Origin of the sequence: Paraburkholderia sp. BR13444 (assembly GCF_040948755.1) — a bacterium.
GTDB lineage: Bacteria > Pseudomonadota > Gammaproteobacteria > Burkholderiales > Burkholderiaceae > Paraburkholderia > Paraburkholderia youngii.
Window position 1 is genome coordinate 74,027 of record NZ_JBFPKM010000023.1, and the last position, 21,413, is coordinate 95,439.

The 21,413-nt window shown below is 60.4% G+C and carries 13 protein-coding genes and 3 pseudogenes; 11 read left to right on the forward strand and 5 right to left on the reverse strand.

Features of this window, described 5'->3' with window-relative positions:
- The first annotated feature begins 12 nt into the window (after nt 1-12).
- Nucleotides 13-3,954: an ATP-binding protein gene (locus AB3X95_RS36500; protein ID WP_368623797.1), complete on the forward strand. Its 3,942-nt coding sequence runs from the start codon at nt 13-15 to the stop codon at nt 3,952-3,954.
- A 21-nt stretch (nt 3,955-3,975) separates the two neighbouring features.
- On the opposite strand, the gene AB3X95_RS36505 is transcribed toward AB3X95_RS36500, so the two are convergent.
- Together AB3X95_RS36505 and AB3X95_RS36510 are read right to left on the reverse strand one after the other, a co-directional pair.
- On the reverse strand, nt 3,976-4,677 hold the full coding sequence (locus AB3X95_RS36505; protein ID WP_176368201.1) for a response regulator transcription factor: 702 nt from the start codon (nt 4,675-4,677) through the stop codon (nt 3,976-3,978).
- A gap of 1,113 nt (nt 4,678-5,790) precedes the next feature.
- On the reverse strand, nt 5,791-7,443 hold the full coding sequence (locus AB3X95_RS36510) for an alkaline phosphatase family protein (protein WP_176368202.1): 1,653 nt from the start codon (nt 7,441-7,443) through the stop codon (nt 5,791-5,793).
- Nucleotides 7,444-7,939: 496 nt separating this feature from the next.
- On the opposite strand from AB3X95_RS36510, the gene AB3X95_RS36515 reads away from it, so the two are divergent.
- From AB3X95_RS36515 to AB3X95_RS36525, 3 genes and pseudogenes are all read left to right on the forward strand, one after another.
- A complete protein-coding gene (locus AB3X95_RS36515; RefSeq protein WP_176120467.1) occupies nt 7,940-8,212 on the forward strand; it encodes a metal/formaldehyde-sensitive transcriptional repressor in 273 nt (90 codons plus the stop codon).
- A 9-nt stretch (nt 8,213-8,221) separates the two neighbouring features.
- Nucleotides 8,222-9,511, forward strand: a complete 1,290-nt coding sequence (gene dmeF, locus AB3X95_RS36520; RefSeq protein ID WP_176120468.1) for a CDF family Co(II)/Ni(II) efflux transporter DmeF — start codon at nt 8,222-8,224, stop codon at nt 9,509-9,511.
- Between the two features lie 9 nt (nt 9,512-9,520).
- Nucleotides 9,521-9,725, forward strand: a pseudogene (locus AB3X95_RS36525) (DUF1289 domain-containing protein).
- 239 nt (nt 9,726-9,964) lie between these two features.
- Here AB3X95_RS36525 and AB3X95_RS36530 read toward each other — a convergent pair.
- The gene (locus AB3X95_RS36530; RefSeq protein WP_368623798.1) at nt 9,965-11,182 is read right to left on the reverse strand and encodes a hypothetical protein; all 1,218 of its coding nucleotides are present in this window, start codon (nt 11,180-11,182) and stop codon (nt 9,965-9,967) included.
- Between the two features lie 848 nt (nt 11,183-12,030).
- On the opposite strand from AB3X95_RS36530, the gene AB3X95_RS36535 reads away from it, so the two are divergent.
- Nucleotides 12,031-12,447 (forward strand): mucin-associated surface protein, encoded by a 417-nt coding sequence (locus tag AB3X95_RS36535; protein WP_184226761.1) that lies wholly within the window; start codon nt 12,031-12,033, stop codon nt 12,445-12,447.
- 351 nt (nt 12,448-12,798) lie between these two features.
- On the opposite strand, the gene AB3X95_RS36540 is transcribed toward AB3X95_RS36535, so the two are convergent.
- Nucleotides 12,799-14,265 (reverse strand): hypothetical protein, encoded by a 1,467-nt coding sequence (locus tag AB3X95_RS36540; protein ID WP_176120471.1) that lies wholly within the window; start codon nt 14,263-14,265, stop codon nt 12,799-12,801.
- Between the two features lie 1,147 nt (nt 14,266-15,412).
- Between AB3X95_RS36540 and AB3X95_RS36545 the strand changes: the two genes are divergently transcribed.
- The 6 genes and pseudogenes from AB3X95_RS36545 (at nt 15,413) to hutC (ending at nt 21,032) form a co-directional block, all read left to right on the forward strand.
- Complete coding sequence (locus tag AB3X95_RS36545) at nt 15,413-16,213, forward strand: transporter substrate-binding domain-containing protein (RefSeq protein ID WP_254905779.1); 801 nt, start codon at nt 15,413-15,415, stop codon at nt 16,211-16,213.
- Nucleotides 16,214-16,290: 77 nt separating this feature from the next.
- Nucleotides 16,291-17,008: pseudogene (locus AB3X95_RS36550) on the forward strand (ABC transporter permease).
- Between the two features lie 18 nt (nt 17,009-17,026).
- On the forward strand, nt 17,027-17,773 hold the full coding sequence (locus AB3X95_RS36555; protein WP_176368209.1) for an ABC transporter permease: 747 nt from the start codon (nt 17,027-17,029) through the stop codon (nt 17,771-17,773).
- Between the two features lie 25 nt (nt 17,774-17,798).
- A complete protein-coding gene (locus AB3X95_RS36560; protein ID WP_018437499.1) occupies nt 17,799-18,590 on the forward strand; it encodes an ABC transporter ATP-binding protein in 792 nt (263 codons plus the stop codon).
- Nucleotides 18,591-18,609: 19 nt separating this feature from the next.
- Nucleotides 18,610-20,220: a histidine ammonia-lyase gene (gene hutH / locus AB3X95_RS36565; RefSeq protein WP_368623799.1), complete on the forward strand. Its 1,611-nt coding sequence runs from the start codon at nt 18,610-18,612 to the stop codon at nt 20,218-20,220.
- Between the two features lie 74 nt (nt 20,221-20,294).
- On the forward strand, nt 20,295-21,032 hold the full coding sequence (hutC, locus tag AB3X95_RS36570) for a histidine utilization repressor (protein WP_368623800.1): 738 nt from the start codon (nt 20,295-20,297) through the stop codon (nt 21,030-21,032).
- 67 nt (nt 21,033-21,099) lie between these two features.
- On the opposite strand, the pseudogene AB3X95_RS36575 reads toward hutC, so the two are convergent.
- Nucleotides 21,100-21,406: pseudogene (locus AB3X95_RS36575) on the reverse strand (cell division protein); the annotation flags it as partial.
- Nucleotides 21,407-21,413 lie beyond the last annotated feature (7 nt).

Sequence of the window (21,413 nt, forward strand, 5' to 3'; positions counted from 1 at the left end):
ACACCAGTGGGCGTGAGTGAAACGATTCGGGAAATCGTGCGCCGCAGGTTCGCTGAATCCAAAAAATTTTTTGCCGGACCCGTTGCCGTTGCAGCACTCAGTGCTGAACAGAATCTCCTCGTCAAACGCAAGTTATTGCAATCGCTGTCCCGCCGGTCGGTGTATTGGATCGCGCTTTTGTTGGTCGTAAGCCCGTTTTGGTTCGTAGTTGGAGCCTGGACCAAAACGTCGGATATCTATCCATGGTTCCGTGTCGTCTGGATCATGGGACTCTGGGTACTGGCCGCTCCTTTCGCAGCATACTTACTGAAAAAAACAATGATGCTCCCGAAGCACGCCGGCGTCAGCGCGGTCGGGCAGCTACATTGGGCATGGGCTGCATTGGTCATGCTGACATCGTTCTGGTGGGCTGCGGCCAGCTTTGGGCTAATACCACCCACCTACGTGATCGGCGTGATCGTCCATAGCCACCACTTCAGATTTGCCAGGTATGGCTTCATGGAACTGACTATGATCGGCCAGGCAATTACGTTGCTGCTGCTCGCGCCCAGTTTTCGTGCGGCTTTAGGTGCACTGCTGGTCGGCACGATCCCATTCGCATTTGACATGGCGCCGGGGTTTTTTATTCACCGGCCGGGGATGTTTGACTGGTATACGGCTCAACTAATTGGCTATTGCGTCGTCGCCCGGTACATCTGCAACGATCAGCAACTCATATGTGTAAAAGAGGTTGTTCTCGAGGAAGCGCGAGCTCAGGCGGTAGCGGCAATGCTGGAAAAGAACCAGTTTATGGCTGCCGTAAGCCATGACTTGCGCCAGCCTCTCACCACGCTCGGCCTGAAGTTAGGTTTTATCGAGCGATGCGTTAAATCGACCAGCCTGGCCGTAGACGTCTCAATTGCGCAAAGGCAGATGGCTGCGATGGAGGGGATGATTAACGGGGCGCTGGATATCTGCCGCCTCGAGTCCGGCACCTGGAGTGTGGAAATTCAGGAGGTAGCGCTGACTTCCCTTTTACGCGGCATAGTTGCGGATATGCAGCCGCTGGCTGAGGCGAAGGGACTGAGATTACGACTCCATAGTCGCCCTTATCTGGTCCGTACGGATCGGCATGCGTTGGACCGGATCGTCCGGAATATGGTGATCAATGCGGTCCGTTACACGCCTTGCGGGCAGAGGGAAAAGAAGGGACATGTTCTGGTGAGTTGCCAGAGGCGTGGCACGTGCGTAAGGATAAGCGTCTGGGACAACGGGATCGGTATCCCGGAAGGTAGACAGGCGGATATCTTCAAAAGCTATGTCCAGGTCGACAATCCCGAGAGGAATCGCGAAAAAGGGTTCGGACTGGGTCTGGCCATTGTCCAGGGGCTCGCGAACCTTCTTGGTCACAGACTGGATGTGAACTCGGCACCCGGGCGGGGCTCGCGTTTTTCCGTGACGGTCCCCTTCGTGGAACGCATACCGCCGGAGTTGCTCGGCGAGGTTCAAACGGTTGAAGACGGCGAAGCGGACCTGACCGATATGGTCGTGGCGATCATCGAGGACAACAGCGACCTGAGAATCGAAATATCGATGCGCCTGATCGAGCATGGCTGCTACGTCGTGGCGGGGGGATCATCATCCGACGTCATCGAACAGTTGCGCATTGAAGCGTTGGCAAGTGGTCCGCACTTCATCCTCTCAGACTACCGGCTGGAAAACGAGGACGGTATTGCTGCGATTCAGGCGGTCCGCGCTGCTACCGATGCTTCGATCCCGGCGATCCTGTGGTCAGGCGACACCTCGTCAGCTGTGCTCAAAAAAGTTGCCGCCAGTGGCATGAAGCTTTTGTCGAAACCGGTTTCCGAACAGACCTTATTGACCTTACTTGCAGAATATAAGCCAAAAACATTGACCGATGACGGGAGAAAGAGAGGGCAGGCAAACACGAAGCCAGCACAACGGAGCGAAGCTGCACCTGATTGCCGGCCTGTTATGGCTTCCTGTACTCGAACGCCACGTGATTCTGACGGGAGCGAAACGCCGCCCCGGCCCAGAACATCACAGTTAGCGGATGAAAAGGCCCACTCAACCGGGCGCCGCAGATTCGCTGATTTTGTGAATCTTTTTGTGGGACCTGTTGCAGCACTCAGTGCTGAGCAGAATCTCCACGTCAAACGCGAGTTATTGCAATCGCTGTCTCGGCGAGCGCTATGTTGGACCGCGCTGGTTTCGGTCGGAGCCTCGCTGCTGTGCGTGTATGGCTCGTGGATCAAAACGTCGGATAGCTATCTTTGGTTCCGCGTCGGCTGGCCCCTGGGACTGTGGGGGGTGGCGACTCCCATGGCAGCATACTTACTGAAAAAGACCATGGCGCTCCCGAAGCACGCTGGCGTCAGCGCGGTCGAGCAGCTACATTGGGCATGGGCTGCATTGGTCACGCTGACATCGTTCTGGTGGGCAGCGGGTAGCTTTGGGCTAACCCCACCCGATTTCATCTCGCCCCAAACTCGCTACGTCAAATTGGCCAGTTCTGGCTTCCTTGAGTACACGCTAATCAGCCATACATTTACCTTGCTGCTGCTCGCCCCCAGTCTTCGCGCGAATTTGGGTTCATTCGTGCTCGGCGCTATCCCGTTCGGATTTAGCCTTGGACCCCCCCTGTTTATTCACCGGCCATTTATGCTGGTCTTTTATACGGCTCAACTAATTGGCTATTGTTTACTCGCGTTTTTTGTTTTTTACAATGAGAAACACGCATATGTTAAAGAGATTATTCTTGATGAGGCGCGAGAGCGGGCTGAAGCGGCGAAGGCGGAGAAGAGCCTGCTTATCGCTGCGATAAGTCATGACTTGCGCCAGCCTCTCACCACGCTCGGCCTGAAGTTAAGTTTCATTGAGCGGAGCATTGAAGCAACCAGGATGGTCGATGACGTCTCGATGGCGCAAAGGCAGGTGGATACGATGGAAGGGATGATTAACGGGGCGCTGGATATCTGCCGCCTCGAGTCCGGCACCTGGAGTGTGGAAATTCAGGAGGTAGCGCTGACTTCCCTTTTACGCGGCATAGTTGCGGATATGCAGCCGCTGGCTGAGGCGAAGGGACTGAGATTACGACTCCATAGTCGCCCTTATCTGGTCCGTACGGATCGGCATGCGTTGGACCGGATCGTCCGGAATATGGTGATCAATGCGGTCCGTTACACGCCTTGCGGGCAGAGGGAAAAGAAGGGACATGTTCTGGTGAGTTGCCAGAGGCGTGGCACGTGCGTAAGGATAAGCGTCTGGGACAACGGGATCGGTATCCCGGAAGGTAGACAGGCGGATATCTTCAAAAGCTATGTCCAGGTCGACAATCCCGAGAGGAATCGCGAAAAAGGGTTTGGACTGGGTCTGGCCATTGTCCAGGGGCTCGCGAACCTTCTTGGTCACAGACTGGATGTGAACTCGGCACCCGGGCGGGGATCGCGTTTTTCCGTGACGGTCCCCTTCGTGGAACGCATACCGCCGGAGTTGCTCGGCGAGGTTCAAACGGTTGAAGACGGCGAAGCGGACCTGACCGATATGGTCGTGGCGATCATCGAGGACAACAGCGACCTGAGAATCGAAATATCGATGCGCCTGATCGAGCATGGCTGCTACGTCGTGGCGGGGGAATCATCATCCGACGTCATCGAACAGTTGCGCATTGAAGCGTTGGCAAGTGGTCCGCACTTCATCCTCTCAGACTACCGGCTGGAAAACGAGGACGGTATTGCTGCGATTCTGGCGGTCCGCGCTGCTACCGATGCTTCGATCCCGGCGATCCTGTGGTCAGGCGACACCTCGTCAGCTGTGCTCAAAAAAGTTGCCGCCAGTGGCATGAAGCTTTTGTCGAAACCGGTTTCCGAACAGACCTTATTGACCTTGCTTGCAAAACATAAGCCCCAGGAAAATCGGCCGAAGGCGGGTGCTAGTGTTCGCAGCGCAACATAAATCGCGGTATAGCAGAGATCTTCATGACGGTCCCTTGTCTGGCCCGCTTCCACCGCCCAACTCGGCATTGACTCTAAGTGCCGCTTCTACGCGGTTTCTGACTCGAAGTTTGTCGTAGATAACACAGGATACCTGTCTGACATGTCCTTCGCTGACGTTAAGCTCTCTAGCGATCTGTTTCCCCGAGAGGCCACGTGCAATGCAACGCCCCACGTCCCACTCGCGAGGAGAAAGCCCAAGATGGTGCTCATTCCGGCTAGCTGAGGGCGCTTGTGTCGAGCGGGCAAAGCGGAGCAGGACCTCTTCCGGAATCCAGAGTTCACCTCCCAGGATCCTGCTCAGTCCAATGAACATTTTTTTGTGCGCGCCTCCTTTCAACAGAATTCCCCGAACGGCGTAGTCACGCATGCACATGCGCAAAATTTCAACTTCCTGATCGTTCCCGGGAGCGAGTCCTGTGCAGACGACCACGGGAACTTTAGATGGATTTCCGGCCTGGAAATGCTCAAGTGTCGTGGCGCCACGGTTCTCATCATCCAGATTAAGATCCAGGAATACCAGATCGGGGGGAGGTGTCTTGTTGACTTCTTCAAGCGCGCGGGCAAGCGTAAAGACGGGCGTGACGTCGATTGGGGTTGCGCTCAGCTCCGAAGCGTGTGTTTGTAAATATTCGGAAAGAGCGACGCAAAGAAGTTCGTGGTCATCGACCCACAGGATTTTCATGGTCGCTTCTCCTCTTCAGACATCCGAGAAAAGCAATCGATCGCCGCTACGTTTGTCCGCAGCACTACTCTGACAGCGTAGCCAGCGTTGCCGAGCAACGGTCTCTACCCCGCGGGATGTGCCATGTTCGCGCCGTGCGCCGCGGCGGAATTTCACGCGCTTCTCCCTTTGGGGAAAATCGGCGTAGGTAAGTCGTGTTGCGCTGCTCGACCTGGGACGTGCATCCCTGCAAGGAAAAGGCTACTGGTTTTACAGCGTCCGCGATCGCGAATGACATCATAGCAAAGCGCCCAAGGGTGAAACGGTCTTGCGAAGTATAGGCTCGCGAAACTATGCCAGCGATGATGCTTTGCACCATTCTTGCCTTTGGCGTGTCAGTACTGACTTGGGGCGCGTCATGCTGCTTGAGCAACCGAGGCTGGCCAGCGTGGTTTGGGATTGCCGCGACGTACCGCTAACTAGCTCGAACAACAAGACACGTAGCGCGGGCGTTGCCATACCATCCGCTACGCCGCGGCACCCCCGTGTGCACCGGTAACGCATTTTCTACATCATGTGGTGAACGGCAGACAGCGACTGGTCGGCTAGCGTCGATCCTGCCCACATCCGATATGGGTCAATTCGCTGACGAAGCGCGGGGCTTAGAATGGTCGCTGAATGACTGGACTGGCATCAGCAGCCATGCTGATGCTGCTCGATTCGCACGGCGCGAACCGCGGACTGATGAGCGACTGGCCGTCGTCATGGGGCATATTGGCGCAACTATGGGCGAGTAGCGCCCGCACTGCAGCGGCGGGGTGAAAATCCAGTTAGCTCGATGATGGGGGATTTACCCGGATCTGAGACGGGCATCACGCCCGCAAAGGTAACGCGATGATGGCGAAAAGAACATCAAGAACCCTCCCTGTGGCATTCAAAGTCACAGGAAAAAGTCGGGGCATTCAAGCGACCGGCAATCGTGCTCGGTTCGAAGCCGAACTATGAAAACGCTTGCTAACGATATCGATCGCTGTTCCTTCTCCGCTGCATTCATCAACCTGGTGAGCGGACCTCGAACGCTCACCAGGAGATGAAACACGAAATGCTATTGATCGAAGACTTCCATCAACGACTTTAGAAGCCCAAGCCCGGCAACACTTGCGTGCCTTCCGCCGCGACCGAATGCAGGAGCGACGGATCCAGTGCCAGCGACTTCAGGACCGTCGGCGCGACCTGGGTCAAGCTGACGGTTGCTGTGTTCGTGGCCGCCTGGAGCGTCGGATACGAAACGAGCAGACCGACATGGCTATCGTCCGGCGCGTTGCCGCCGTGTTCGGCATCTTTCTTCGTACTGCTCGTATAGATGACGCCCGGATTAGGCTGCACGATGATATCGGGCGTGCGACCTTGCGCCGGATCGCCGAACTTCGCTACCAGTGCGGCGCCGGTTAGGATCGAAGCCTGCGGACCGTCGGCACAGATTCCCGTGGAAGTACACGAGAGATTGGCCTGAAGTGTCGCCACGACCTGAGCCGCTTGCGCTGGGTTACGTAGCCAGATCAGCCCGACATCGTCGGTCTGAGCCATGCCAGTGCCAACGAGCCCAGTGCCATCGTTAAGCGAGCCGCTAGTCGTCGAAAACTGGCCGAATTTGCCGTTCGCATCGAGATAGTTGTTCGCCTCAAGCAGCGCAGTCAGCGTGTCACCGTTTTTGACCAGCTTCGTATGGTCAGACGGCGACTGGCCGTGTTTCGCCGTGACGACGACTACAGTCGACGCGTACAGGTTCTTTGCTTTCAGCTCCGTGACCATCTTACCGATCGCTCCATCGACGTAAGCGATGGCGGCGCTGACTTGCGGACCCGGCGTGAAATTGGCATCCGTGTAGCCACCGCCCGATGCGTTCGTCGCTTTCTGTGCAACGCTCAGCGTTTGGAAGTTTGTGCCGAACACGGTCGGTACACCCGGCGTGGTCGCCCCCGTCGAATCCTTGCCGTCGATCTGATTGAGAATCACCTGCACATGCAGATTGTCAAAAGCTTCTGTGTGCGTGTAGATGTCGGTGTAGTCGCTGTTCGTCGTCGGGTCAATCGAATTGATTTCAGTGCGGGCGAGGTCGTCGACGCCCTTGCCTGACGGCCCGTTGACCCAGTCATAACCCCATGCGTGCTTGTCGGCCCACGCCGTGCGGGCGTTCGCCATCTGTGACTTGACGACTTCGAACAGGGTGTTGGTTTTGATGTAATTGTGAGGATAGACTGGCGTACACACGCCGTTCACCTTCGCGTTCGGGATTGCCTGCGGGTTAAAGCCGCCGCCTCCGTTAAGGTGCGTCAGCGCCCCACCGTTCATCGCGTCGATGCCGGTCGTTTCATCGAACACCACGTTCCATCCCTGCGGGCCTGCGCATTGCGTATCGCTCGGTGCGTAGAGCGTGCGGTCATAGGAGACGTCATAAAAAAGGCCGGCGGTTTTCGGTGATCCGCCGGTTAGCAAAGCAGCTAGGCCTGGGAACGAATCGGAGAGCCCGGGTGTCGACGCACTTGAGTATGTGACGCCGGTTTGCGCAAGTGCCGCGATGTTGGGACAGGTCTTCGCGGCAACGCAGTTGGCGAGGTCCTGCTGATGCATTCCGTCGATACTCACTAGCAGCACGTGCTGCGCGTTCGCTATTCCGCTCGCTACTGCTGGCGTACCTGGATTGCTGTTGTCGTTGCTGCCGCATGCGGCGAGCACTGCGGCGGCGATCAAGCCTGAAGGCAGCGCATAGCGAAAGGGAATGCTCATCAAAGTTCTCCGGACGACATAATTGTTGGTTTAGGGGTGCGCCTGCGTTCGCATACGCGACACGCGAGCGGCCCGCCATTCTGCAGACGGAATAAGTCGTCCACGTTACAGGGGGATTCAACCGGACGATGCCCCTTTTTTGATGTCGGATTAGAGAATCAGAGGGTGATGTGTAGATTGGAGTACCCCCAACCGATGCCCAAACACTCAAGCCGATCACCGACGCTTTCCGAATCAGAGGGGATATCTCGCAGGGTGAGTATGGCCGTGTAGCTTCGGCCGTTCGCAAGCACTGCAGCGCAGATATCCAAATGTCTCCTCGGGCTGCCAAACAGCCATACGATTTGGGCGCACACCACCCAGAAGTCTGCGGCCCTCTGGCCTCAGCGCCGCACCGACAATGATCTACGCCAAACCGTTCAACATAAGAAACGTATACCCCCGTACCCTATTTTAGGGGTAACATAGCACCCTACTGTATTCAGAGGGGCTAGCCGTGAGCCATACGATTCGCGAGAAACAGAAGCTGCTCAACCGCGTTCGCCGCATCAAGGGACAGGTTGACGCCATCGAGCGTGCACTTGAAGAGGAGCGCGGCTGCATGGATGTGCTCCAGCTCATCACCAGCAGCCGTGGCGCGATGAACGGGTTGCTCGCCGTGGTTCTCGAAGACCACATCCGGACGCATCTCGTCGACGCAGAGCCGGACGACGAGCACGGCAGCGGCACCGAGCAGCTGATTGAAGTAGTCCACAGCTACTTCAAGTAAGAGGGAACCATGAGTAACTTTGAAGATGCCGCTTTCGGAGCGGGGCACGATCACGTCTTTCTGGGCGCGGCCCATGAAGACAACGAGCGCAGGACGTGGATGGTCATCGCACTGTGCAGTGCGATGATGGTGACTGAAATTGTTGGCGGAAGCCTGTTCGGCTCGCTGGCGCTCGTCGCCGACGGCCTGCACATGTCGACACACGCCGGCGCAATGCTGATCGCCGCTTTGGCATACACCTACGCGCGCAGACACGCGAGCGATAGCCGCTTCGTATTTGGCACCGGAAAGCTGGGCGACCTGGCGGGTTTTACCAGCGCTATCGTGCTTGCCATGATCGCGCTGCTGATTGGATATGAAGCCATTTCGCGCTTTCTCTCGCCCGTGCCCATCCACTTCGGTCAAGCGATTCCCATCGCGGTGCTCGGCCTGCTGGTGAATCTCGCAAGCGTCTGGCTGCTCAGCGGAAACCATCACGGCCACGATCATGGACATGGGCACAGCCACGGTCACGGGCATGGACATGAAGACGCACACGGTCATGAGGAAGAGGCGCATCGCATCTTCGGTAACGCGGGCGTTTTCGCCGTGTCGGTCTTCGAAGACGGTGTGCCGCCCGTTTTCCGCATCACGCCTGAAATGGCTTCTTCGAGGCTGACCACCGACGCGGTATCAATCACGACGATTCGGCCCGACGGTTCCCGGCAGACCTTCACGTTTGAAGACCGTGGGAGCTTTCTGGAGTCGAAAGATGACATTCCCGAGCCACATGCATTCAGGGCCATTGTCAGCTTGCCCGATGGTGAACACTCAATCGAGTTCGAAGAACACGATCACAGTCACGACGAAGCGCATGCAGCGGCGAATCGCGATCACAATATTCGCTCGGCCTACATTCATGTCATCGCAGACGCGGCAGTTTCCGTGCTCGCGATCATCGGCCTCCTGCTGGCCCGTGCATTCGGCTGGGCCTGGATGGACCCGCTCGCAGGCGTAATCGGCGCCCTGGTAATTGCGAACTGGTCGTGGGGCCTGATGCGCGATACGGGAGGCATTCTGCTCGACATGAATCTGGATAAGCGCATGGCCGAAAACGTTCGTCACGTCATTGAAGACAACGGTGACGCCGTGCTTGACCTACATGTCTGGCGCGTCGGCCCCGGGCACATGAGCGCGGTGGTATCGGTCGTCACCAGTGAAATACAACGCAGCCCGAGCTTCTATCACGCGGCGCTCAAACGTTTTAAGGGGCTGTCACACGTGACGGTAGAAGTGAATCCGACGCGTGCCGGCGCCTGAAACTAAGCGTTGGCAGTCATATCACCGTGCGTCGAGGTATGCGCTTTCGACGGTAAAACCGAGCTATGCATCGGTTGCTTTCTTTCGAACTCGAGAAGAAATTCGGGATTGGAAGAAGCTGACGGACTATCGGCGGCGCCAGATCCTGCATGAGAAATCCCGGCGACGGGCGAAGGTGATACGAGGCGCACCGACGGCCCAAGCGGAATGCTGAAGAGGTGGGTGTGTGGCCTACACCACTTGAGTGTCCGTTCCGCAGCGTCTTGTGGTCCGTTGGCGGGGAACCGGTCAACGGCGGAGGTACGGCCGACCGCTTCAGGCAGTCGGCCATGAACGATCGGCCGTACTTTTCATGCTTGTATATGAACCCCTTTACCCCGTAGCGTGTATTGCGCCTGCCGCGGCGCGAGTCGGTTCAGAGCGGCACCGTTTCTGATGGCACCGCCGGATCCGTCAACGGTCCTCAAACGGCAGGTTCCAGTCCGTGATTGCGTTCGTATTGTCATCGACCGCGGCAAAGTGCACGTGCTCGTTCATCACCCGACCAAACGCGATGCCGAACGCACCGTCTGGCGCCGGATCAATCGGCAGTTGCGCAACGAATTGCCCTTGCGGCGTGAACTCGACGAGTTCACTCGGCTGTGCCGGATCGGGGTTGATCGCGTCGCCGTTTGAGGTGAAGAGATGACCGTTCGGTCCCGACGCTAAACCGAGCGCTCCATGCAGGTGCTTGTTGTCCGCGTAGATCACCACGCCCTTGCCGCCGTCATGCTGTGAGGTGCCCGCACCGAACACTGCGAAGATCGCATTGTCGACGATCGACGCAACGTAGAGCACGTCGCGTAACGGATCGTATACGAGCCCGGCAGGCCCGATCTCCACTGCTGCCGGGTCGCCGCGGAACTGGTAGCCGGATGCGACCTGGATTGCCCTCACGAGATGCACGCCGCTGTCGTCGACCGTGACGTCGAGCCGCACAACGGTTCCGTTCAGCACGTTCGAGACGAACACTTTCGCGCGATCGCCCTGGTCGAAGACCGTCATACCCCATGGTCCATCGATCTTCGCGGCGGTCGTCCACTGCGCGATCATGTTGCCGCTGCGGTTCACGATGATCAGCGAGCCGGGTTTGATCGTGTGGAACGTGCCGTCAGTAGTGGGGGTGTTACCGACCAGCACGAAGCCGCCGCGCAGCACATTGAGCGCCATGGTGAGGCCAAGCCCGGGGGGGCCCTGGAAGAATGTCGTGGCTTGCTTCGCGCCCGGCACGATCTTGACGATGGTAGTGCCGGTGCCCTGCACGTTCTGCGCATTGTTGAAGTTAGACACCAGCAGGTCGCCCGGCGCGATGGTGCCGTAGTTGGGAAAACCGGCCGGCACGAACGCGACGCCATACGGATTGAGGTCACCATTGGCCGGCACGGTGGTCGATGTGACTGAGGGTGGCGGCAGCAATGGGACCGAATCTTCGGCGTACGCAAAGTTTGCTGCGCCGAGCGCGACGCCGATGCCGCACAGCGCGAGCAGCAGACGGCGCCACGGGTGGCCGCGCGCGCTGCCCGCGGGACGGCCCGAACCGGCAGTACTTCGCGCGAGCATAGGCTGCGTTGCTTGCGCGGGGTTGGCAGGCGCCGCAAGACGCGGAGCCAGGTGTGTGATGACAGTTTTCATGACTCGACTCTCCACGAAAGCTGCGGCAGCCTCCATCCACGTACGCGCGAACGCCCTATGGGTGGTGTGCTGGCTGTCGCGAGCGATCCCGCCTGATGCGTTGCATTTGCGCCACGGCGAGCGCGCGAATGCCCCTCACCGGCGGCGGGTGATGCATCAGGCGATACAGAGGCGGCGTTGTGGCAAGGTGCGCGGCAACACCGATCTTGCCGGCACGACCGGTCCGGCAGTCACGGCGGCCCGGCCGCGAGACGAAGGGGACCGCACGTACGCACTAAACGGCTGCGCGCGGCAAATATTCCGGCGATAGCAGTCGAAATGCGCTTGCCGACGCCTCGGCTCAGCCGCCTTGCTCCTGACGACCTGGACAGGACGAGGCGGCACCGCTTGACGCCGATGGCCCGCAGCGACGCTTGGCAGCGGCGGGAACGAGTATTCGCATTGCATTCGCGGTGCGCGAGTCGGCCTTCGTTCGAGCGTCTCTGTTCGTCAAAGGCAAATTGCGACGAGGCGCTGGCAGACGAGCAGGAGCTTAGCCAGCGACGATGCGCCAAACTTCAGGTCGCATTGCCGGCATGACGCACGCCATTTCCAGGCAGAAAATCAAGCAGGCCGTTCGGCGGAACACTTAGGCTTTTATTGCGCGTCACGCGATGTGTTCGCTTGCGAACACATCCAGATCGAATGCGTCCATGCTGTGATCCATTGTCGGGCTAGCGATGTGAGACTATGTGCTCTCCCACGCTGGCCACGCTGCCTGCGATAAAAAAGTCGACCGTAGGAGACGCGCATTTCATTGGGAATCCTTTGGGGGTTTCTACCATTAACTCGACCATATGAGGATTTCGATGACACTGAACGTGGACGGCACGGCTGGCGTGCCGGATGAGATCGTTACGACGCCGACCGATGAGTCAATCCAGGAGCCCAATGCGTCAGGGGACGTTGCGGATCTGGCGGTAGCTGAGTCAGCCGACGTTGCAGATGAGGCGGTAGCTGAGTCAGCCGAGGTTGCAGATGCGGCGGTAGCTGAGTCGGGCGACGTTGCGGATCTGGCGGAAGCTCAGTCAGGCGACGTTGCAGAAGTTGCGCAAGCTGGGTCAAGCGACGGTGCAGCTGTGGCGGAAGTTGGATCAGGCGACGCCGTTGATGCGCAGGTAGCTGAAAGTGCGGGGGCGGATGCAGGCGCACCCGCTGATGAGAGCCCAGCGGCCGATCCAGTAGATCCGGCCGTCGATCAAGACGGCGAAGTCAACGAGGATTGACGATCGGCACTCCGGGCGATCCTTGTACCGCCCCGTTTCGCACCCGGCACCGGGAGTTGCGTAACCGGTGCCGGAGCCACAGCCGGGGACTTATCGCGCCACGGACGGCGGCACGATCGGTGCGGGAGGCATAAGACTGCAAGCGGCCAACAGGGGACCTTCGATCACGCTTGCACAGGGACGTTCGAGCGTCGGCTATACCCCGAGCAACGAGCGTTAACGTTGGATGATGAGCATCAACGGAAGGCAACAATAGGGCCGACTTTTGGGCCGCCCTATTGGCCACCTTCAGAGCGCACGATACGGTTTGAACGCCTCTCGCAACTCAGGAAACATCCCGTCAGGTCGAGTTCAACGGTCGTCGCTATCGCGACCCGTAGACGCCGGCCGAGGTGGGTTGACGGTGTTGGCGGCACCCGTCAACACCCAGGCTCGCTGGCTAGGCGCGAACCGAGGTGCCAGCAAACCGTCATTGATTTCGCGCGTCACGGCAAAGCGACGGAACGAAGTCGCTGGTAAGAATAGGCGGGAATTGTCCGCGAATCCATCACTGGCGGTATCGACGTCTCCCTCTCTTGCGGATATGACGCCGTCGCCATTGGTATCGACCCGTCTGACTTCGGCCACATAGGCGTCGTACAGGCGCTGCGGGAAAGGCGTGCCATGCTCGAACGATGCCAATCGCACATAGGTGTCCAGGTAGATTTCGTGAGCCAGCCCGCTCGGGATGAAGCGTTGGCGGTATTCCCGCTGGTTATCGACATCCGCATCGAAGCGGTCGGGGTCGCGCGGACCCGCACCACCGAGCGGAGCCGCATTGTTCGGATCGTCACCATAGTCGATCGGACTGTTCTTCACGCCTGCCGGTCCCGAGCCCGGAATCAATGACGACAGCGCGCCAAGTTTGCCCGCCTCAAAGGTACCGGGGATACCGCCGGTAAAAGGCAACTCGTAGGGTGGATGGGTCCAGTTGGTCGTGTAGTTGAATTCCCAGTAACCATGACAATCCGACTGCTGCATGCAGTTGACCGCCCCCATGCTCAGCTGGATCGGCACGATATTGGTCTGGCGGTCAGGGAAGTGGTCGTTAGCGTCGGGCAAGTGCGGTTCCTTGCCATCCATTGTGAACAGCCGACCTGGGAGGTTGTTATGGCTGCCCATCGCCTGCAAGGCCGCCGCATCCGCGCTTGTCATCGTGCCGAACTGCGCGTGTCCGTCGGGTCGGGGCGGTGCGATATCCGGCACGCGCAAATCGTGGATCATCCAGCCCTCGTACCAGCCGCTTTCGTTGTTGATCACAAACAGATTGGAGAGGTCGGTAAAGACATCGATAAAGGCGCGAACGTTGTTCGGATCAGTGGGCAGCCCAGGTTTCGGTTCGACCACGAGACGCACCGCACCGATGGTTGGCAATCCGCAGTCGGCGCCGGTTGCCGTCAGCATCGCCTTGTCGTTGATGCCCGGGAATCGTGCGGTGAACGGATTGGGTTCGAATCCTGTCGTGGACAGCAGGTAATACTGGAATAGCTGGCTCGGTTTGTCGGCCTCGGCAAAGGCCTGAATGGGCAAATAGGAATGGGGCCGCTCGGCCATTCTTTGGAGAATGTCCTGCAGCGGATCCGGCAGGTTCGCGATGTCGCCGCGCTGATGAACCAGCGCGCCGTCGGCGGCAGCGTTCGGATTCGGATGGCAAGGTGCCGGCGGCTGTTCCGCGCATGCCTGGCCTGCGGCCAACGCGGCGATGAACGCGGCAACGGACAGGCTGGCAGCACGAGAACCCAGCGGCCTGAAGCTGGGGGGCTTGAATAACGATTTCATGATTCCTCCTCGAGTTGACCCGCTTAGACGGACAGATCTGCAGTTAGCTAATGATGTGTGGCTTGACCTCCATTGAAAGTGACTGGCAGTGTGGAGATGGTCGGGGCAGCGGGTCGCCCGTCACGGAGCGTGACGCTGCCTCGCGGTAGGCAAGCCGCGATTCGATGTGGCTGGATGAAATCGGCAAATCGGATGCCGTGAGATACGTGTGGAATAAACGGGTTGGAGGAAGAGATATTCCGGGCGCTGCTAAGAATGCGGCAACTGCGTCGTCATCGCGTCGGGACTATTTGGCTATGTATGGGCGCGCTCCTCCTGCCATCGTGTGCCTGGCTTTACAGCGCGGACGCCAAGTCAGTGGCTCCTGTGCGCCGTGACCGTTTTGGGGCAACCCGGCCATCCATTGCGTCCCTGTGGTATTTCGAAGTGTGAAGCTCGATGACGCCATTCAAATGGCCGTAAAAATTTGAACGTTGTGCAAAAAATAATGAGCAGGCAACAACACAGCGGAGCAACGCGCAATCTGCACGGCTGAACGGATTGCCGCAGCAGCGGCGGACACTATTTTTTTTCGATGTAATTGGCCTTAGCGCGGTTTGGGTCCTTGGAAAGAACTGTTGGTCCACGTGTCAGTGTGAAGCCGCCGGTGCACGCACGAGCGAACGCATAGGACAGTGTCCTCGCGGTCGAAGTGGCGCGATTGAACAAACGCTGTTGTCTATGCAACGTGACGGCGAACCATTCCTTGTCCATTACCAAACTTGGCGCGTCCCGCATTCCAGGAAGCGGAGGTGTCGCGGAAGCAAAGATGTTCCGGAAGCGCCAAATTCAGGGTTCACCGATGCCCGACCATTTCGGACCCACGACCCGTGCCGTGGAGCACTGAGGTCATCAATGGCTCCGCAGATCCATCTGTCAGCGCGATCGGTGCGCCTGATCGCCGACTGGGGGCATACCCCGGGTAAGACGGGTTTTTTGGAATTCAGCTTGCATCGACATTTTTTTTCAGCATCCTGTCTAGACAAGATGCGATGCGAAGGGAGTCGCACGCTCATTCCGGAGTTTCCGCAATCACAGGAGAGTCGAGATGCACGCGAAGTACAGCAGGTTGGCGAAGGGATTGATCGGTGCTGCAGTCGGTGCCGCCATGCTCTGCGGCGGTGTCGCCCAGGCAAAAGAATGGAAAACGGTGACGATCGCGCTCGAAGGGGGCTACGCGCCCTGGAACCTGACGCTACCGGGCGGCAAGCTGGGCGGTTTCGAGCCTGAGCTGGTCGCGAACCTGTGCGCTCGCGCGCAGCTGCAGTGCAATCTCGTGGCGCAGGACTGGGACGGCATGATTCCGGGCCTTCAGGCCGGCAAGTTCGATGTGCTGATGGACGCGATCTCGATCACGCCCGAACGCGAGAAGATCATTGCATTCTCGAAGCCCTATGCGGCGACGCCCGCGACCTTCGCTGTGACCGACACGAAGATCGTGCCGAAGACGGCCGCCAGCGCCCCCCCGCTGAAGCTCGATAATGACGCGCGCTCCCAAGCCCCCGCTGTGGACGCGCTGCGCACCGCGTTCAAGGGCAAGACGATCGGCATCCAGTCAGGCACGGTCTATACACGCTTCATCAACGAGAACTTCAAGGATGTCGCGTCGATCCGCGTGTACAAGACTTCGCCGGAGCGCGATCTCGACCTGGCCAACGGCCGCATCGACGCCTCGTTTGACGACGTGACCTACTACGCCGCCAATGCCGACAAGAAGGAAGCGTCCTCCACGGTGACGGTCGGCCCGAAGATCGGCGGCCCGATCTGGGGGCCGGGCGAAGGGCTCGCTTTCCGCAAGCAGGACGCCGACCTCAAGGCGAAGTTCGACACGGCGATTGCTGCCGCGCTTGCCGACGGCACGGTGAAGAAGCTCTCGCAGAAGTGGTTCAAGACCGACGTGACACCCTGAGCGGCGCCTACAGACTGGCCGCGCAGCACCTGGTCGAGGGCGCACGGCCCCGTTCGCAAGCTTGCGTGGGGTAGAAAATGTCTCTGTTCGAAACGCTTGGATTTGGGCCCGATGGCTGGGCCGGCGTGCTGTTGCTCGGTGCGCTCATGACTGTTGTGCTGACGCTCGCTGCGCTGGCGATCGGTGCCGTATTCGGCGCGCTCATCGCCGCCGCGAAGCTCTCGCGCTATCGCACGGTGCGCGTGATCGGTGACTGCTACACCACCGTCTTTCGCGGCGTGCCTGAGTTGCTCGTCATCTATCTGTTCTACTTCGGCGGCTCGACGCTGGTTTCGTCGATCGGCCAGTGGTTCGGCGCGGACGGCTTCATCGGCGTGCCGCCTTTTGCAATCGGTGCGTTCGCGGTAGGCATGATTTCCGGCGCTTACCAGGCCGAGGTGTATCGCGCTGCGGTATTGGCCGTCTCGCGCGGCGAACTGGAAGCGGCGCGGGCGATCGGCATGCCTACGCTCACCATGGCGCGCCGCATCCTGATTCCCCAGGTACTGCGATTCGCTCTCCCTGGCATCGGAAACGTCTGGCAACTGAGCCTCAAGGATTCCGCACTGATTTCCGTCACCGGACTGGCCGAACTGCTGCGCGCAAGCCAGGTGGCCGCCGGTTCCACACACCAGTACTTCCTTCGTGGTGGGCGGGGCTCTCTATCTCGTGATGACGGGCGTGTCGAACCGCGTTTTCGGCCGCGCGGAAGCAATCGTCGCAAGGTCCTTCAAGCGCAATTTCGCACGTAACTGACACCACGGCGCCCCCATCATGCATATCGATTTCGACTTCCTTCTCGACACGATGCGCCAGTTGATCGCGGCTGTCCCGATCACGCTGGGCCTGTTCTTCGCGTCGCTGGTGCTGGGCGGCCTGCTCTCGCTCGTGATCGTGACGATGCGCGTGTCGCCGCACTGGTTGCCCAACCGTTTCGCGCGTGCCTACATTCTGGTGTTTCGCGGCTCGCCGCTGCTGATCCAGATGTTTCTCGTGTACTACGGACTCGGCCAGTTCGGTGTGATCCGCGAGAGTTTCCTGTGGCCGGTGCTGCGCGAGCCGTACATCTGCGCCGTGCTGTCACTGGCACTGTGCACGGCGGGCTACACCGCCGAAATCATCCGCGGCGGGCTGATGGCCGTGCCGGTGGGGCAGATCGAGGCGGGCTGTGCGATCGGTCTGTCGGGCTTCGCGCTGCTGCGTCGGGTGATCGGGCCGATCGCGCTGCGCCAGTGCCTGCCCGCCTATTCGACCGAGGCCGTATTGCTCGTGAAGTCGACGGCGCTGGCGAGCCTCGTCACCGTGTGGGAAGTGACCGGCGTCGCGCAGCAGATCATCCAGCAGACCTACCGCACGACCGAGGTCTTCACCTGCGCCGCGCTGATTTACCTGTTCCTCAATTTCGTCGTTGTGCGGATCCTCGGACTCCTCGAACGCCGCCTCTCGCACCATTTGCGCCCCGCGCCGTCGGTCGTCCGCCGCCCCGCAGCGAAACTCGAAACCCATCGCGCAGCCTCGTGAGCGGCCGCCCCATCCGGAGAAACTTATGAATGCAGCTGCACCGGTCGCCCTTTCCGTGAGAAACATCCACAAGTCCTTCGGTGACCATCATGTCCTCAAGGGCATTTCGCTCGACGCCCATGAAGGCGACGTGATTTCCATTCTCGGCGCGAGCGGCTCGGGCAAGAGCACCTTCCTGCGCTGCCTGAACCTGCTTGAGATTCCGGACGATGGCTCGGTTGCGCTCGGCGGCGAGGAGCTCAAAATGAAGCGCCGCCGCGACGGCAAGCTGCACCCGGACGACCGCCGCCAGGTGGACCGCGTGCGTTCGCAGCTCGGTATGGTGTTCCAGAACTTCAACCTGTGGTCTCACATGACCGTGATCGAGAACCTGATCGAAGGTCCGATGCGGGTGCAAAAGCGCAGCCGCGCGGAGGCCGTCGAGGAGGCCGAGGCGCTGCTCGCCAAGGTGGGGCTCGCGGACAAGCGCGGCCACTACCCGGCCCACCTCTCGGGCGGCCAGCAGCAGCGCGTGGCGATTGCACGGGCGCTCGCCATGCATCCGAAGGTAATGCTGTTCGACGAGCCCACCTCGGCGCTCGACCCGGAACTGGTCGGCGAAGTGCTGCGCGTGATGCGCGCGCTGGCCGACGAAGGTCGCACGATGCTCGTGGTGACACACGAAATGGGATTCGCCAGGCACGTGTCCAATCGCGTGATGTTTCTGCATCAGGGCCAGGTGGACTCGGACGGCACGCCCGAGGAGGTCTTCGGCGATCTGAAATCGCAGCGTTTCCGCCAATTCGTGTCGAGCCATGAAGACCGCAACACCCAATAATCCACCGGCAGGCCGCGTTATGTCAGTTACCCGTTCCGAGCAGCCTCTCGACTGGCGCGACGTTTGCGCAGTCGCGGCGGGCGCCACGCTCGAGCTTTCCGCGCACGCGCGTGCACGGATCCGTGCCGCTCGCGAACTCATCGATCAGATCGTTGCGCGCGGCATTCGCGCGTATGGCGTGAATACGGGCGTGGGCGCGCTGTGCGATGTGGTGGTGTCGCCAGCCGAGCAGCACGATCTGTCGCACAACATCCTGATGAGCCACGCGGTGGGCGTTGGTGCGCCGCTCGGCGCCGAGGAGACGCGCGCGATCATGGCGGCCGCCATCAACAACTACGCGCATGGACACTCGGGTGTGCGTATTGAAGTCGTCGAGCGTCTGCTCGCGCTGCTCGAAGCGGACTGCCTGCCCGAGGTGCCCGCCTTTGGCTCCGTCGGCTACCTGAGCCACATGGCGCACATCGCGCTGGTCTGCGTGGGTGCGGGGCACGTGAAGTGGCGCGGCGAACGCATGAGCGGCGCCGAGGCGCTGCGGCGGCTCGGGTTCGAACCCCTGTCGCTCGTAGCGAAAGAGGGTTTGAGCCTCGTGAACGGCACGCCCTGCGTGACCGGCCTCGCGGCACTTGCACTCCGGCGCGCGCAGCGGCTGCTAGACTGGGCCGATGTGGTGTCCGCTATGAGCTTCGAAAATCTTGGCGGACAGATGGCGGCCTTCGACGCGGGAGCGCTGGCGTTTCGCGTATCGCCCGGGCTTGCCCAGGTGGGCGCGCGTATGCGGGCGGCGCTTGCCGGTAGCGGCTTGTTGGGGGCGTCGATCGGACGTCGCACGCAGGATCCGCTCAGCATGCGCACGATTCCGCACGTTCACGGCGCGGCGCGCGACGTACTGGCCGCCACGGCGGAAGTGGTGAATCGCGAGCTGGCCTCGACGACCGACAATCCGATCGTCGCGGGTACACCGCAAGAGCCTCAGGTGTATTCGCAGGCGCATGCAGTGGGCGCTTCGATCGCGCTCGCCATGGACAGTCTCGCCGCCGCGCTGGCTCAGGTCGCCGCGATGGCCGAACGCCGTCTCGATCGGCTCGTGAATCCACTGGTGAGCGGCTTGCCCGCCTTCCTGGCGCAAGCAAGCGGCACGCGCTCGGGCTTCATGATTGCGCAGTACACGGCAGCCTCGCTGGTTGCCCAGAACCGGCGCGAGGCCGCGCCCGCAAGCCTCGATGGTGGCGTGACCTCGGGGCTGCAGGAGGATCATCTCTGCCACGCGACGCCGGCTGCGCTCAAGGCGCTCGCGGTGCTCGAAAACAGCAGCCGCATCCTCGGCATCGAGCTGCTCGCGGCGGTGCAGGCGTACGACCTGCAGCCGGTCAAGGCCGAGCGCGCGCCATACACCGAGGGGCTGCACGCACAAATTCGCGCCATTGTGCCGACCTATCGCGATGACCGCCCGCTTGCCGACGATATGACGCTGGCCTTCCGCATGATCGCCGATCGCGATCCGCCGCCGGTGCCCGACCCGGTGCCCGCGAGGTCGGCGCCTGTCCTGTGGACGGCCGCGGCGATGGAGCCCGCGGCGCGCAGTACCGCGCAGCCCGCCAACGACGCCATGCCTGGCGCAGTGGGCAGTTGAGGCACTCGAGTGGACTCGAGCGAGGTGTTGCACAGCGCCAGCAAGAAATAGATCATGTTGGGAAAATGACGCGCATGAACTCTACCGTGCAGGCAGTGGAAGAAACAGGACGGACGCAGCGCAAGCTTGCGCCCGCATATGAGCAGATCAAGCGCTACGTGATAGAGCGCATCGCGAACGGCACGTGGAAGCCGGGGGACGCGATTCCTTCGGAGACCATGCTCGTCAAGGAATTCGGGGTGGCTCGCATGACGGTCTCCCGCGCCTTGCGCGAATTGACCACCGAGCGCGTCCTGACGCGCGTGCAGGGCTGGGGCACCTTTGTGGCGCCGCGCGAGTATGAGTCCACGGTGCTCGAAATCCGCAATATCGCCGATGAGATTGCCTCGCGAGGCCATCGACACGCCGCGCGCGTGATCAGGCTCGAGACGAGCAACCTGCAGACGGCGATCAGCGAACTCGATCTCGCCAGCGGTCCGGTGTTCCACTCCACCATCGTGCATCTGGAGGAGGGGGAGCCGATCCAGTATGAAGACCGCTACGTCAATCCAAAGGTGTTCCCGCACTATCTGGAGCGGGATTTCTCGTTGGAAACCCCCAATCGTTACATGGTGCGGCTGGCACCGATCCAGCGCGCGGAATTCCGCATCTATGCGCACAAGCCCGACGCGCAGATCCGCCGGCAACTGGAGATGGACATTGGTGAGCCCTGCCTCATGGTGTGGCGGCGCACATGGGTGGGTGAGGCGGTCGCGACAGCGGTCAGGCTATGGCATCCCGCGTCACGCTTTCATTTGGCTGGACATGTATGAAGCGAGTGGGCTCGTGGACCCCCAAGTGCTTGTTGATCCGGAAGGGGGAAGTACACGAGCGCCATTCGAACTTCGACACCATATCGAGGCCGATACGCGAGGCCTCCTGCAAATCCGACGCAGCGCCGCTCGACGCTTCTGCGAACATCAGGATCTCCGCGTTGCGTCCGCCGAGCAGCACCTCGACTTCGTTGCGGATTTCCGTCTCGCGGTACAGGTGCTTATCCTGCGCCTTTGTGATCAGCGCGACGCCAAGCGCGCAGCCACGCGGCATGATCGTCACCTGCTCGAGCACGCCGGTGCCAGGCGGCGCGGCGACCAGACCGTGACCCCGCCTCATGCACCGCGATGCGCTTGCGCTCGTCTTCGGTAAGCGGGTTC